The organism is Paraburkholderia humisilvae (assembly GCF_902859855.1).
GTDB classification, from domain to species: domain Bacteria; phylum Pseudomonadota; class Gammaproteobacteria; order Burkholderiales; family Burkholderiaceae; genus Paraburkholderia; species Paraburkholderia humisilvae.
The window spans coordinates 55,291-69,964 of the sequence record NZ_CADIKH010000037.1 but is presented as its reverse complement, the minus strand read 5'-3'; the positions used below and the strand labels follow the sequence as shown (position 1 = coordinate 69,964).

Here is a 14,674-nt window from a genome sequence, read left to right as displayed (position 1 = left end):
TTGCCTCGTCCAACGGCTTCTTTGCCATGGCGCGTATCTCCATTCAATCCGTTAGAGATATAACGCGCCAGCATCGAATCGGTTGTCATGTTTTATGGGAAACTCAATAGTTGGTATGCCGGTTTTGATGTAGCATTCCATTCTGCTATATCTAAATCATAATCGGGTTTGCTATGCGAGTGGCGGGGCAGCGGAATCAGTCGGTTCGCTTCGGCGGCCGGATCATCTTTCTTTTTTGCGTGGGTGTGATCCTGTCGTCGTCGTGCGCGACGCAGTATTTCGCGGCGGCCGTGCATTATCAAGAAGGGTTAGGTGATGCGGCTTTCCAGTTTGGAAGCCGAATCCGGATCTACCAGCCGTTTTCCTGCATGCAATGGGCGTTCGAGTGGATTGGCGCAAAGGGCCTGCTTGGCACCTATGTGAGCAGAATGCTTTGGATCGTTTGCGGCGGCATCGTCGCAAGCATCGCCGCGGGCTTTACACTCTATTACCGGCGCAGCCTGAAAACCGAGTCGCATGACGAGTTGCACGGCTCCGCGCACTGGGCAACGGAACGCGATGTGCAGAAGATGGGGCTTCTTTCGTACGAACGCTGGGAAGGGCCCGTTTGGCGGCGCAGGCTGAAACGTTACAAGGCGACGGGCCTCTACGTGGGCCTGTTCGATACGTCGTCGGGCCGTCAGGTGATGCGTTATAGCGACCCTGCGCACGTACTTTGCGAAGCGCCGAGCCGCAGCGGTAAAGGTGTCGGGCCGGTCATCACCACGCTGTTGTCTTATCCCGAAAGCACAGCGACAAACGACATCAAGGGCGAGAACTTCGAACTGACGAGCGGTTTTCGCCATACGGCCGGCACGCTCGTCATTCGCTTCGACCCGACCGCACTCGATCAGAAAAGCATTGACGGCAAGAGCCGATATAACGTGGCCGCCTGCTGGAACGCGCTCGATGAAATCCGCACGTTTACGGAATACGACGTGATGGATGCGCAGAATCTCGCGCAAGCCATTGCCGACCCGGATGGCCAAGGCATGGACGACCACTGGGTGAGCACCTCATACGAGTTCCTGACTGGCCTCATTCTTCACGTCAAATACTATGAACGCGACAAATCTTTGACAGGCGTGTCGACGTACATGGCCGATCCCAGTTTCGAAGACCCCGAACAGATGTTCCTGCGAATGTTGCAGGCCGAGCATGATACGGACGGCAGCATCGGATGGAGGGATTCCGCAGGACATCCCACGAAGACGCATCCGCAGGTCGCCATTTCCGCTCGAGCCATGCTGAACAGGGAGGAGAAGGAGCGCAACAGTGTGCTGTCGACGGCAAAGACGAAGCTGAGCCTGTTTACGGAGCCGATCGTCGCGCGGAACACGGCGAGGTCCGACTTCAGCGTGTCGGACCTGATGAATCACCCGAAGCCGGTCAGCTTTTACCTTGTCGTGCCTCCGTCCGACAAGGAGCGGCTGCGCCCGCTGATTCGGCTATTCATCACTTTCCTTCTGCGCCGGCTGACTTCGAGCATGGAGTTCGAAGACGGCCGCAGCGTCAAGGATTATCTGCATCGGCTGCTGCTTCTGATCGATGAGTTGCCCTCTCTGCGCAAGCTCGATCAGTTGCAGGACGGACTAGGCTATCTCGCCGGCTACGGCATTACCGCGTTTCTCTTCGTGCAGGATCCGATCCAGTTGAAGGAAGTGTATGGCGACAATGAGACGATTTCGGCAGGTTGCCAATTGCGTATCGCGTATGCGCCGAACACTTTGCAGTCGGCCGACGACATCTCGGAGCGTACCGGCGTGACCACGGTGAAGCGACAGAACGTGTCTTATTCGGGGAATCGAATGAGTGCGATGCTTGGGCAAATGAGCCTGTCGGAAGAACACGTGGAGCGCAATCTCCTCACCAAGGACGAAGTGATGCGGTTGCCGCGCGACGAAATTCTCGTTTTCAACACCGGGCATCCGCCTATTCGTGGCAAGAAGCTGAAGTACTTTGAAATGCCGGAGTTTCAGAAGCGCGCGAAGATTTCCAGTCCGAGCCGTGTTGCGATGACCTATGCCGGCGAGCGCGGGAAGGTGGTTGGGGAATGGTTCATGGTGCATTGCGAGCGTCCGGCGAAAGGCAACGAGTTGGCCGTTACCGTCAACGTTTACCGGGAGTTTCCGCCGGTGCGTGTTGTCGTCAAACAGGAGCACGTGGAGCGGGAGGTCGTCCAGGAATTTGCATTCGCACTGGTCGATAGCCACGGTGCGGTCGTCGATCGGCCATTGACGACCGAGGATCTCAGGTTCGTTGCAAGGCCAGCGGGCGACATGGGGGAATTCGACATCGACGAAGCGTTCGAGGTCCACTTCCTGGTCGACGATTCGTCTTCTTACAAGCACTTCTCGCAGACGGGCTTTTTCAGGGACATCTCGGTGCACGAACGTGTCGCTCGGCGGAAGACACGAGACTTCTTCCACGAACTGGAAGAGAAAGAGGGAGCGCGGGTCGAACCGACGATCGAGCGTATATCGCCGGACGCGCGTTATACAGGGCGCGTACTGCTTGAGACGAGCCACTACATCGTGCTCCAGAGGTTGCACGACCGCGCGCAGGTATCGGTGCATCGAAAATCGAAGCTGGATCGGGTAGTCAAGATCGGCGAAGAGGTGACGATCAAATATACAGGTAAGAAAGGAGTCGTTGCGTGATGATGCTGATCCGACGGTTATCCACTGCGGTCGGGCTGCTTCTGACATGGGAAGCCGTTCATGCGCAGGACCTTGCAACCTTGATGGCGCAATGCGCGCCGGGCGTGCATCCAACGACGTTGAGCGCGATCGTGCGCACCGAATCGAGCGGCCATGCGTACGTGCTTGCCGACAGCGGCCCGCGAAATCTGCCGTGGTCGGCTCGTAAGTCGATGGTTCGCAGCTTCTATCCGAGTTCACCGCAAGAGGCGGCGGACATTGCAAAATCCCTGATCGACAGTGGGCATCTGGTGGATATCGGGTTGACCCAGATCAGCAGTCAGAACCTGCCTCGTCTCGGCCTTACGGTGGAGCAGTTGCTCGATCCGTGCGTGAATCTAAGAGCCGGCGGACAAATTCTTACGGACTTTTACCTCAATGCTTTGAGGCAATACAACGATCAGCAAACCGCGTTGCTCGCGGCGATCTCCGCGTACAACACGGGGAATTTCGAGTCCGGTTTCTCTAACGGATATGTACAACGTGTCGTGACGAACGCCGGCGCGACGGTGCCCGAGCTGAAAACAACTGCGTTGCGCGCATTGCCCGCTAACCGTGGTGGGTCGTCGCGCCGATCAGCACGCGCCGATGGCGAGTCGAGGCGCACAAGTCGCTTGCTGGCGGCGAAATTCTCGGAGCTGGACGTTGAATTTCACTGATCCGCCACGGAGCGATCCTGCGATGTACGAGCGGCGTCCGTCGACGCTGCTTGCGGCGTTACGGCGCGTCGGCAAGCGCTTGCCCGTGATGCACGACGTCGAGGGTTACTTTCGGCCAGGTGTGACGAGTGCGGCGGGCGACCGTGTTTTCGGCGTATTGGAGACGCACGATGCGCGGGTGAATGTTGCGTTTGACGCGGCACGCGTTCGTCTTCCAAGCGGGCCCGGCGTGCTGCGAGTCAGCGGCAAGGTCTGGCTTTCGGAGAAGACGAGTCTGGTGACGCTACTGGTGACGCAATGCCGCGTTGTTCGCGCGCATGTCGGCCACGCCTATCCTGTCGCGAAGCCCGACGAGTGAAATGCCGCGGGCCACACGCGGCGCAGGTCAAACTGCTCACAACACTGACTTCGGCCCAACGTGCGCGTCACACCGTATCGTTCCCTTCACCGCACGTCGAGCAGCCGGTCGCGCAGGGAGCGCCAGAGGCGCGGCAAGAGCCGGAGTCCTGCGGTCATGCCTGGGTCGTAGTAATGCACGATCAACGTCCGGCGTTCGCCTTGCTCGACGTGAAGATTCGCATGCCGCGTGACGAAGCCGTTGAACGCGTAGACATTGCCCGGCACGCACGCGACCCGATCGCAGCGTTGCAGCGAGAGATCGCGGTGGGTCTGTGCGCGACGCATCGCGAGCGGCAGGCGGCGCAGCGCGATTAGCCAGGCCTTGGCCAGCACGTTGGTCACCGCTGACAGCTGGTGACGTGGCTGACGGTAGACGATCAGATCGCCGTTCTCCTCGGCGTCGTGCGCCGACCGTAGCGGAATCAGCAGCGTGAGGATATGCGAATCGTAATGCCGCAGATGGCTCTGAGCGGGCAGCGTCCGGTTTATGCAACGCAATACGTAAAGCGGTTCGCCATCGATCTTCAGCCCCTTCTGTGCAGCCCACCGTTGTTGGGTGGCGCGCACCTGCTGCTCGATGCGCAGGAACTCGCCATGCTGCCTGAGCAATTCGACGACGCGCGCGGTCGTCTGCGTCGCGCGCCGGCCGTCGGCGGGACGCCAGGTGTCGCGCGTCTCGTCGATGGTCGCATTGATCTGTTCGAGCAGGGTGCGCGGCACCACGCCCTCGAACAGGCGGACGCCCGGCGGCACGATATCGGTGTCGTCCTCAAGCATCGCGGGATACTCCACGAAGGACCACTCTACGACGCGCGGCGGGCACGAACGAAAGTCGCCGCGTGGCCGGAGCACGATGCGCACCGCGTGCGGAAGACGCACAGATACGCCCGCATGGCGGGCGGGTCGGGTTCGCAGAGCACGCGGGGAGCCGGACGGGCGTCGGGTTTCGGTAGAGAGAGAAGAGCGATGGGCAAAGCAAAATCTGTCAGTAACCAGTCGGCAAGTGTTATTGCCACCTTACGTCATGCGACCGATCGCCAAATAGACAAAATATCTCCCCCATCCGCCACCTCGCAGCGCATCGTGTCCCGTGGCGAAATTTCTTGCGGACAAAATGGCAAATAGATTGATAAGCTTCGAGTCACATTTCATGAGTCGACAACCCAGCTGCGGGAGTAGCAGAACAAGGAGGGCACTTAGGCGCCTCCGCCGCTTTTATTCGGTCACTCTTTCCGTCACGAAGTACGCGCGGCTGTTCTCATGAACCGATTCATCGAACGCGATATCCTCGGCGCTCGCCCAGCGGTAATCCGAATGCTGATCGAGCGGCAGGTCAGGCAGGCGCTGGGACAAGCGGAAGCGATAGCCGAGCACGACGTAGTGCGTTGATATGCCATCCTTGCCGCTGAAGTTGTCGTCGTAGAAGTGCTCATAGACGCCAATCAGTTCGGCCTCGGACCGATCGAGGCCATGGAGGCCCAGTTCTTCGCGCGCAAGGCGTGTGAACGCGTCGTCGAGACGTTCGTCCTTGCGTACGCGGCCGCCGGGGACGAACCATGCACCTTGCGCGGGCCGATTCACGCGCCGCCCGAGCAGATAGTGGCCCTGCTCGTCATGAAGAATCAGGTCCAGCGCGATCAGCGGTGTGCTCGAGACGATGCTCAAAAATTCCGTATTGCCGAGTTTTGCCATGAGGGGCTCCTTGTTGGGGGGCATCGCCCGTCCCCCGTCTTGTCACGACCGTCCGTACGTATCCTCGACGCGCACGATGGGGTCTTCGCCGTGGTGGGAACCCGAGTGAATCAGAGGTCGCGCTGACGCAACCCGAGCGCGCCACCCGCCGGTTCGATATCGGCGCAGCGCGCGCGCAAGGTCGTCTCGAACTCGCCGAGCACGCTTTCGCGCGAGAGCGCGGCGAGCGCATAGTCGCGGCCCGCACGGCCGAGGTGTGCGCGCCGCACCGGGTCGGCCGCGAGCGCATCGATCGCGGCGACGAGCGGTTCAAGCGCTTCGGGAGGCACGACGACGCCACGCGGCGCAACCGTGTTGAACAGTTCGGTGCCTTCGTGAGCCATTGCGATCACGGGACGGCCGCTCGCGAGCATGCCGGTCAGCTTGGACGGCATCACGAGGTCGGCCGCGTCGGCGCGCTGCGGCAGCACGTGGATGTCGGCGAGATTGAGCAGTTCGTTGAGCTTGTCCATCGGCTGCAACGGGATGAAGCGGGTGTTCGGCAGATGGCCGCACACGGCGGTCAAGCCGTCTTTGGCCGGACCTTGTCCGCAAAACACGAAGACGAGATCGCGGCGCCCGGCGAGCGAGGCCGCAGCCGTCGCGAGCACCTCGAGTCCCTGCTTGGCGCCCATATTGCCGGAGTAGAGCACGACGGTCGCGTCAGCGGGAATGTTGAGTTCACCCCTGAGTGGGACCCTCGCAACGGCCTGCGAGTCGAGCGGATGAATCGCCGACGTATCGACCCAGTTCGCGAAATGCACCACCTTGTTGCGTGACACGCCTTTGCGCAACGCATGTTCGATCATCTTCGCGGAGATCGTCGAAACCGTGTCGAACCGACGCAGCAGCGTTCGTTCAATGGAGAGCGCCATGCGCTTGCGCCAGTCGCCCTTGAGCATGCCGAGCTTGAACGCCGCATCGACTTCATAGTCTTGCACGTGCAGCCATGCATGCGCACCGCTCAAGCGTGCGACAAGCCAGCCGGTCGGCGCGTTGAGCAGGCTTGGCGCGATACTGAGCACGGCATGCGGCCGCCAGAAGACATGGCGCAACAGGACGGGAAAGCTCGAGAGCGCGAAGCTCGCGAGATGCACGAGGCGGCGCGCGCCCTTGGGCCGGGTCGGCACCCAGAGCGGGGCGCGCCAGATGTGCACACCTTCACTGCGTTCCTTTGCGTAGCGTCTCGACGAGTAACCCGGCGCAACCTGCCACGCGGGATAGTAGGGCGGCGCGCAAACCACACGCACATCGTGGCCGGCGGCAACGAGCGACTTGGCCATGTCGGCGGTGTAGCGGCCTATTCCTGTCAGTTCCGGCGCGTAGTTGATGCCATAAACAAGTATCTTCATCGAACCTCGCGATGTGTCGACGCAAGACGCATTTCGTGTGAACGGCATCTTGCCCGCGCCACATCAACGCGACCCGCCAGGATATCGCCGTGTGCCGCCAATCGCTAAGCTTCTTGCATGAGCACGTGTTAGTTTCGGAATTGCGCGCGCAAGTTCGTGGTCCCGTTGCGTTTGGAATTGAGTATTCCCGATACTGCGCGTGCTTAGAACTTCTTAAGCGACGCGTAAGTCCGGCGTCGCGTAACGCGGCGAGGTTTGCACGGCAGCATGCGATGCGCGTCGCGAACCAGGCGCCCTGTTTGTTCTTGTAGAACCGTGGAGCTCAAGGTTGCTGCGACATCCGCCGGTCACCGCGTGGCCGATGACCCGAAGCGCGTTGGCGCAAGTGAGGGAGAGAGAAGTGGCACAGCAACTCTACGCGGGCGGTTGTCATTGTGGCGCCGTACGCTTCACCGTAGATCTCGATCTGGACCAGACGATCGCGTGCAACTGCTCGAACTGCAGGAAACGCGGCCTGATATTTTGGTTCGTGCAACCCGAACATTTTCAGCTGACTGCCGGCGAAGGTGGTACACGGAAATATCTGTTTCACAAACAGGCGATCAAATACCAGGTCTGCGCGGTCTGCGGTGTCGAAACGTTCTTCTACACCGAGATGCCGGATGGCGCCGAGATGGTCGCGATCAACGCTCGCTGCATCGACAACATCGATCCTGCAAAGTTGACATCCGTGCCCTACGACGGTGCGAGCAATGGACAGTTAAAGGCGCTTGATCCGTCCGATGGCGTGCAAAGGCAAATCCGCCAGATATGAAGCAGCGCAACCTACCAAAAAAAATGACGACATTCCGGGGAAACGTTTCTGAGGAAACGACATGCCGTATGTTGCACAGCTTGAACAGTCAGAGAGTATCGTTTGCCGTCTCGTAAGAGATGAGGAGCCGAGTTCCGCACATAGCCTCGAGTCGGGCACGGGGAGGCGGTGCCCGGCTCGCCAGATCGGTATCGTTCTATTCGAGGGCTTTTCGCTGCTGCGCGCCAGCATCGTCGCCGAGGTATTCAACAAGGCGAACCAGCTGGGCGTCGCGGGGAGCACAGTGAACTCGATCTATACGATCAAGATGTTGTCGTTCGCCGGCGGCGGCGTGCCGTGCTCGTCGTCGGTGCGTCTCTGGACCGAGCGCTTCGACGCGCGCCAGTACCAGAAATTCGACGCGCTGTTCGTCGACGGCGGCAAGGGCGCGCACGATGCATCGCTTGACGAAACGTTGCTGGGCCGGATGCGCTTCGGCTACCCCGACGGATCGTTCCGCGGCATGTCGGCGTCGCGCTCGAGCTTTGCTTCGTCGGGTCTGATCGCCGGATTCGACCGACCCGGCTTGGGTGGTCGTGGCGAAGCCGACAACGACGAGGATTGCTTTTCGTCGATGGCGAGCGCGCTAATGCTCGTCAAGTACGACCTCGGTCACGACATCGCGCGCGAAGTCGGTGAACAGCTCCTGCCGGGCGCCGGCGCCAAGCTCGCGCTGCTGCTGTCCGAAGCGGGCGTGACGAGCGTGCAGGACAAGGTCCGCACCTCCGCGCGCTGGCTCAAGGACAACTGTGAGCGATCGATCACGGTCGCCGATGCCGCGCAGGTCGCGGCGATGAGCGAACGCAACTATCTGCGCCGCTTCAAGGACGAGATCGGCATCACGCCGTCCGAGTATCTGTTGCGTGCGCGTCTCGACATGGTGTGCCGCCTGTTGATCGAAACCGACCTGCCGGTCGACAAGATCGCACGCCGCATCGGCATCGCCAACGGCGACCGGCTTGCAAAGATTTTCCGCAAGCGGTTATTCGTCTCGCCAACCGAATACCGGTTACAGAATCGCTAGGCCCCTCGCTGCATCCTGAGCGGTCGTTGACTCCCCGACAGGTGGCTCATTCCGCAGATTCCCTCTGCGCGTGTTCAGTCGTTCGGCTACGAGATAGATGAATCAGATCAGACATACCGTTTCTGAACCGGCGTCCCCGCCGGTTCACGCGTTGCCGCGCCAGCCGCGGCGCACCTCGCGCGTTCTGCACGCGCTCGGGCTCGGCGGCGCGTTATCGCTGCTGCTAACGCTCGGCGCCTGTGGGGTCGACCCGGGCCAGCATTACAGCAGTTTCGATCAGGACCGCTACGGCACGAGCGTGACGGGTGTGCCCGGCGCGGAACACACTGCGGCCCCGGGCGCGGCCGGCGACGACCGGCCGCCACCTGGCGCTCTGACCGAGATCACGCCCGAGCTGATCAAGGCCGAGCGGCTCGCCGAGCCGACCCACATCCCGCAGGATGTGCAGAACCTGTTCGCGCCGCCCTTGCCCTATGCGATCGGCCCGGGCGACGTGCTCAACATCGAGGTCTGGGACCACCCCGAGCTGAACCTCCCGACCACAAACGTACAGACCGTCGGGATCGACTTCACGGGTTCGGCTTCGGTGTCGACGGGCTACACCGTCGATTCGAACGGCATGATCCAGTTCGCCTACGCGGGAGCGGTTCACGTCGGCGGACTCACCGAGATGCAGGCGCGCGACGTTCTCGCTGCGGAACTCGGGAAATTCGTGCGCACCCCGCAGGTCACGCTGCGCGTGCAGTCGTACCGGAGCAAGCGCGTCTATATGGATGGCGAAGTGCGTTCGCCGGGACTGCAGATCTTCAACGACGTGCCGATGACGCTGACCGAGGCGATCAATCGCGCGGGCGGCTTCACCCAGCTCGGCGACCGCGCGAACATCGCGGTGATTCGCAACGGCAAGTCGGTGATCGTCAACATCCCAGAGATGGTCGACATGGGCATCAATCCGTCCCGGGTGATGCTGCAGAACAACGACATCGTCCGCGTGTTCGCACGCGAGGACAGCAAAGTGTTCCTGATGGGCGAAGTCACGCGTCCCACTACGCTGTTTCTGCGCAACGGCGAGCTCTCGCTCAACGAAGCGCTCGGCGATGCGGGCGGCGTGAGCCAGCAGACGGGCGACGCCAAGCAGGTTTACATCGTGCGCAACATCACGGCCGACAAGCATCAGGTCTTCCATCTCGATGCATCGAATCCGACCGCGCTCGCGCTCGCGGAAAACTTCGAGCTGAAGGCGAAGGACGTCGTGTTCGTCGACACGTCGGCAGTCGTGCGCTGGAGCCGTGTGATCAACAACGTGGTGCCGAGCGCGGAAGCCGCGTACTTCAGCCGGACCGCGTATGGGAATTGACTTCCTGATGGACGACCTCGAGCAAGGAGCACGATCCTCGTGCCCGCCGCCGGCAACATGTGCCGCAGCCCGATGATCGTCGCAATCCTCGGGCGCGGCGCCAGCGAGCCCGCGTTCCGCCAGACGTTGCAACTCATGAAGCAGGAGCCGTACAGTGGATCGACCGCCTAACCCGTCGCACAAGCAACCCGGTAACGAAGCGCGTAGCCTGAGGGTCGCGAGCATCAATCCGGTACCGACCGTCGAGCCGACGGCCGGCCCCGTCGATGCGAGCGCGTTCATCGATACGCTCTACGAATACCGCTGGCTGATCGGGGGGCTCACGGCCGTCACGACGGCGATCGCGATCGGCTATGCGGTGCTTGCCGCGCCGATCTACCAGTCGGACATCCTGATCCAGGTCGAGGACAATCCGAACTCGCCAACCGATGCGCTGTCGAGCGTGTCACAGAGGTTCGATATCAAGTCGGAAGCCTCTGACGAGATCGAGATCCTGCAGTCGCGGCTCGTGCTCACGCCCGCAGTGCGCAGTCAGGGACTCACGATCGACGTCGAGCCGCGCCGCTTCCCGGTGTTCGGCCGCTGGTGGTCGACCCTGCAGAAAGGCCTGTCGACGCCGGGCTTCTTCGGCCACGGCGGTTATGTCTGGGCGCAGGAGCATGCGACGGTCGCGACCTTCGATCCGCCGACCACGCTCTATGGCAAACCGTTCATGCTCATCGCGGGTCCGAACGGCCAGTACACGATCGAGAACGATCACGCGGGCATCCGCGTGACCGGCCACGTTGGCCAGCCGCTCACGGTGCAGACCGGCGACGGTCCGCTGACGGCCAACGTCACGGATCTTTACGCGCAGCCCGGCGGTACCTTCGTGCTCACGCGCGTCTCCGAAGTCACGGCCGTCGAGTCGCTGCAAAAGGCGATGCGCGTCGCGCAGACCACCAAGGATTCGGATGTGATCCAGGCGAGCATGCAGGGCCGCGACGCGCATCAGACGAGCGCGGTGCTCACGGAGATCGGCCAGCAGTACATTGCCCAGAACATCGAGCGCAAGTCCGCCGAGGCTGAGAAGTCGCTCGCGTTCCTCGACGTCCAGTTGCCGCAACTCAAGCACCAGCTCGAGGAATCGGAAAGCGCATACAACCAGTTCCGCACCAACAACGCGATGATCGACCTCACCGAGGAAGGCACGGCAGTGCTTCAGCAGACGGTCGACGCGCAGAACAAGCTCGCCGATCTCGAACAGAAGCGCAACGAGCTGACGGCACGTTTCACCGATAACCATCCGGCCGTGATCGCGATTCTCAATCAGGAGGCAGTGCTCAAACAGCGGCTCGCCCAGATCGATACGAAGACGCGCCGGCTGCCCCAGCTCGAACAGACGGAGCTGCGCCTGCAGCGCGACGTGCAGGTCAACACCGATCTGTATACGGGTCTGCTCAACAGCGCCGAGCAGCTGCGGCTCGTGCGGGCGGGCAAGACCGGCAACGCGCGGCTCGTCGATACGGCCGTCGTCTCGGGAACTCCCGTCAAGCCGAACCGCAAGGTGGTGGTTGCGCTCGGCGCAATGGCGGGTCTGTTCGCAGGCTGCCTGTTCGCGTGGTTCCGTCGACAACTGGCGCAGGGCATCATGCATGCGCGCGACATCGAGCGCGATACCGGCCTGCCGGTCTATGCGAGTGTGCCGCACAGCAAACTGCAGCGCGCGCGCGACGGGCGCACGTGGTCCCCGTCGCAGGCCGGCAAGGTCACGCTGCTCGCGCATCTCGACGGCGACAGCCTGCCGATCGAGGCGCTGCGCAGCTTCCGCACGGCGCTCCAGTTCGTGCTGCTCGAAGCGAGCAACAATATCGTGCTGATGTCCGGGCCCACTCCGGGGGTCGGCAAGTCGTTCACGTCGGCCAATCTCGCAGCCGTGCTCGCTAACTCGCAGCAGCGCGTGCTGCTGATCGACGCCGACATGCGCGACGGCGACCTGCATCGCCATTTCGGCCAGCGCGAAGGCCCGGGTCTCGCTGATCTGCTCGCGCACGATAAACCGTTTGAGGAACTCGTTCATCGTGCGGTGCTGCCGCGTCTCGATGTGCTCGTGCGCGGCGTTGCGCCAAGCAATCCGTCGGAAATGCTGATGAGCAAGCGCTTTGCGCACTTTGTCAGCGAGGTCGCGAGACAGTACGACGTCGTGCTGATCGACACCCCACCGGTGCTCGCGGTCGCCGACGTGGGTTCGCTAGGTCAGCTCGCAGGCACCGCGTTCCTCGTGGTGCGCCAAGGGTCGACGACCATCGCGCAGATCAAGGAATCGGCCAAGCGACTCGCTCACGTCGGTGTCACGCTCGACGGGCTCGTGCTCAACGACGTGAAGCCGCGACCCGGCGACAAAACCTACGGGTACGGCATGTACACCTATACGGGCCCGCACGCCCAAGCTTCGAAGGCCTGACCATGACCCTTCGCATCTCGACCCCGGCACGTCGCGTGGCCTGCTGGTTCGGACTCGGCGCGTGCGTGCTGCCGGCCTGCGCGACCGCGCTGACGCTTCATGTCAGCGCCGCCGCGACCGATACGCCGGCTGATGCGCAGGCGACCGCGGCGACCGCGCCCACCCAGGCGAATGGCGACATCGGGCTGCGCGCGGCGGTTGCCGTGCTCGCCGCGAGCAAGTCGCGCTTCGCGGACGGCAACGTCGATCGTCTCGACATTGTGCTCGGCGCGGGGACCTACCGGCTTGCGCAACCGCTGCAAATGCAGATCGATCCGAGCTGGCGCGGTACGCCGGTGACCCTGTCGGGCGCGGGCGCGAATCGCACCATTCTGTCGGGCGCGAGGATCGTGCGCGGTTTTCATGCGCCGGGCACGAACGACGCAGCGGCCGCGCGTCTGCCGGCCGCCGCGCGCGGTCACGTACTCGTCGCGAAGCTCGCGGACAGCGGCATCGACGATGCGGGCACGTTCGAGCGTCAGGGGTTCGGCATCCGCGTGACCCCCGCACCGCTCGAACTGTTCTATCGCGGCGAGCCGCAGACGCTCGCGCGCTGGCCAAACCAGGGTTTCGCGACGATCGCCTCGCTGCCCGGCGGCGAGAAGGGCACAAGCTTCACGGTCGCGGGCGCGCCGCTCGATGCGCTCAAGGCCGAACCCGAGCTGCGCGCGATGGGATACTGGGCGCGCGACTGGGCCGATACGATGCTGCCCGTCGAAGCGGTCGATCCGTCCTCGGGCACCGTCACGCTTGCCGCGCCGGCACCCACGTTCGGCATGAAGACCGGCCAGCGCATGGTGTTCGAGAACGCGCTGTCGCAACTCGACCGGCCCGGCGAGTGGTATCTCGACCGCGCGTCGATGACGGTGTACTTCTGGCCGCCCGCGCCGCTGCATGACGGCGATATCGAAGCGTCAGTCAGCAACCAGCTGCTCGTCGCGACCACCGCCTCGAACCTGACGATCCACGACCTCGGCTTCGAGGACACGCGCGGCAACGCGATCGAGATCAACGGCGGCATGAATGTCGAGATCGATCACGCGACGGTGCGCAACGCCGGCAGCGTCGCGGTCTGGTCGACCGCGAGCAACAGCCACTACCGCTTCATGAACGTGTGGAACACGGGCGAAGGCGGCTTCGTGGTGTTCGCGGGCAACCGCCAGACGCTCGGGGCGGGCAATGTCTCGGTCGAAGACAGCGTGATCCACGACTATGCGCTGCGTACGCGCGCGTACCGGCCCGCGATCAGCCTCTCGGGCGTCGGCGACCGGATCGAGCGCAACCATATCTACAACGGCCCGCACGCGGCGATCGTGTTCAACGGCAACGATCACGTGATCAGCGGCAACGAAGTCGACCACGTCGCGCGGGAAACCGGCGACACAGGCGCGCTCTATACGGGCCGCGACTGGACCGCGCGCGGCACGCTGATCGAAGGCAACTTCCTGCACGACATCGGCAGCCCGGCCCAGCCGAAGGCGACGATGGGCATCTATCTCGACGACCAGGGCGGCGGCGCGACGATCCGACGCAATGTGTTCTCGAAGGTCAACCAGGCGATCTTCATCGGCGGTGGCCGCGACAACCTCGTCGAGGACAACCTGTTCGTCAACTGCACGCCCGCGATCTATATCGATTCGCGCGGACTCTCGTGGCAGAAGGGCCTCGCAGACGATCCGAACGGGCAGCTGCGGCACCAGCTCATGCTCGTCCACTACAACCAGCCGCCTTACTCGACGCACTACCCGAGTCTCGCGACGCTGCTCGACGACGCGCCCGGCGCGCCGAAGGGCAATGTCCTGCGCCGCAATGCGGTGATCGGCGGCGAGGCGACCTCGATCGATATGCGCGCGACACCGTATATCCACGTCGGGCCGGCGTTCGGCGCGCGTGACGTGAGTTTCGTCAAGGTCATGCCCGACGCGCAGCGCAGCACGTTCGCCGATCTCCGGATCGCACCGTCTTCGCCGGCGCTCCACGAGGGATTCCCGTTGCCGATGTTCCGTCCGAGCGCCGTGACGGGCACCGGCAAGCAGCAGGCAGCAGGTCACGAGTAGCACGCAGGACGCAGCACATAGC

General features: G+C 62.8%; 11 protein-coding genes. 8 read left to right on the top strand and 3 right to left on the bottom strand.

The window, feature by feature from the left end:
• The first annotated feature begins 368 nt into the window (after positions 1-368).
• Genes HV796_RS29105 through HV796_RS29095 form a run of 3 tightly spaced genes read left to right on the top strand, consistent with a single transcriptional unit; the run spans position 369 to position 3,755 of the window.
• The gene (locus HV796_RS29105; protein ID WP_175230400.1) at positions 369-2,699 is read left to right on the top strand and encodes a type IV secretory system conjugative DNA transfer family protein; all 2,331 of its coding nucleotides are present in this window, start codon (positions 369-371) and stop codon (positions 2,697-2,699) included.
• Positions 2,699-3,397, top strand: a complete 699-nt coding sequence (locus HV796_RS29100) for a lytic transglycosylase domain-containing protein (RefSeq protein ID WP_343053000.1) — start codon at positions 2,699-2,701, stop codon at positions 3,395-3,397. The genes HV796_RS29105 and HV796_RS29100 overlap by 1 nt, the downstream gene beginning before the upstream one ends.
• Positions 3,384-3,755, top strand: a complete 372-nt coding sequence (locus HV796_RS29095) for a hypothetical protein (protein ID WP_175230393.1) — start codon at positions 3,384-3,386, stop codon at positions 3,753-3,755. Before HV796_RS29100 ends, HV796_RS29095 begins: the two co-directional genes overlap by 14 nt.
• A gap of 86 nt (positions 3,756-3,841) precedes the next feature.
• Here the strand turns inward: HV796_RS29095 and HV796_RS29090 are convergent, their stop codons facing one another.
• The 3 genes from HV796_RS29090 to HV796_RS29080 form a co-directional block, all read right to left on the bottom strand.
• Positions 3,842-4,573 (bottom strand): hypothetical protein, encoded by a 732-nt coding sequence (locus HV796_RS29090; protein WP_175230390.1) that lies wholly within the window; start codon positions 4,571-4,573, stop codon positions 3,842-3,844.
• Between the two features lie 438 nt (positions 4,574-5,011).
• Complete coding sequence (locus tag HV796_RS29085) at positions 5,012-5,488, bottom strand: GDP-mannose mannosyl hydrolase (RefSeq protein WP_175230387.1); 477 nt, start codon at positions 5,486-5,488, stop codon at positions 5,012-5,014.
• Between the two features lie 110 nt (positions 5,489-5,598).
• The gene (locus HV796_RS29080) at positions 5,599-6,879 is read right to left on the bottom strand and encodes a glycosyltransferase WbuB (RefSeq protein WP_175230384.1); all 1,281 of its coding nucleotides are present in this window, start codon (positions 6,877-6,879) and stop codon (positions 5,599-5,601) included.
• Between the two features lie 400 nt (positions 6,880-7,279).
• Between HV796_RS29080 and HV796_RS29075 the strand changes: the two genes are divergently transcribed.
• From HV796_RS29075 to HV796_RS29055, 5 genes are all read left to right on the top strand, one after another.
• On the top strand, positions 7,280-7,693 hold the full coding sequence (locus HV796_RS29075) for a GFA family protein (protein ID WP_217478027.1): 414 nt from the start codon (positions 7,280-7,282) through the stop codon (positions 7,691-7,693).
• Between the two features lie 61 nt (positions 7,694-7,754).
• Positions 7,755-8,756, top strand: a complete 1,002-nt coding sequence (locus HV796_RS29070; protein WP_175230380.1) for a helix-turn-helix domain-containing protein — start codon at positions 7,755-7,757, stop codon at positions 8,754-8,756.
• A 97-nt stretch (positions 8,757-8,853) separates the two neighbouring features.
• Positions 8,854-10,113: a polysaccharide biosynthesis/export family protein gene (locus tag HV796_RS29065; RefSeq protein ID WP_175230377.1), complete on the top strand. Its 1,260-nt coding sequence runs from the start codon at positions 8,854-8,856 to the stop codon at positions 10,111-10,113.
• A 154-nt stretch (positions 10,114-10,267) separates the two neighbouring features.
• A complete protein-coding gene (locus HV796_RS29060; protein ID WP_175230373.1) occupies positions 10,268-12,556 on the top strand; it encodes a polysaccharide biosynthesis tyrosine autokinase in 2,289 nt (762 codons plus the stop codon).
• A gap of 2 nt (positions 12,557-12,558) precedes the next feature.
• The gene (locus HV796_RS29055; RefSeq protein WP_175230370.1) at positions 12,559-14,652 is read left to right on the top strand and encodes a right-handed parallel beta-helix repeat-containing protein; all 2,094 of its coding nucleotides are present in this window, start codon (positions 12,559-12,561) and stop codon (positions 14,650-14,652) included.
• Positions 14,653-14,674 lie beyond the last annotated feature (22 nt).

Coding starts and splice junctions, on each gene's coding strand:
- HV796_RS29105 (WP_175230400.1), top strand. CDS start 369: ATGCAATGGGCGTTCGAGTGGATTGGCGCAAAGGGCCTGCTTGGCACC.
- HV796_RS29100 (WP_343053000.1), top strand. CDS start 2,699: ATGATGCTGATCCGACGGTTATCCACTGCGGTCGGGCTGCTTCTGACA.
- HV796_RS29090 (WP_175230390.1), bottom strand. CDS start 4,573: ATGCTTGAGGACGACACCGATATCGTGCCGCCGGGCGTCCGCCTGTTC.
- HV796_RS29085 (WP_175230387.1), bottom strand. CDS start 5,488: ATGGCAAAACTCGGCAATACGGAATTTTTGAGCATCGTCTCGAGCACA.
- HV796_RS29080 (WP_175230384.1), bottom strand. CDS start 6,879: ATGAAGATACTTGTTTATGGCATCAACTACGCGCCGGAACTGACAGGA.
- HV796_RS29070 (WP_175230380.1), top strand. CDS start 7,755: ATGCCGTATGTTGCACAGCTTGAACAGTCAGAGAGTATCGTTTGCCGT.
- HV796_RS29065 (WP_175230377.1), top strand. CDS start 8,854: ATGAATCAGATCAGACATACCGTTTCTGAACCGGCGTCCCCGCCGGTT.
- HV796_RS29055 (WP_175230370.1), top strand. CDS start 12,559: ATGACCCTTCGCATCTCGACCCCGGCACGTCGCGTGGCCTGCTGGTTC.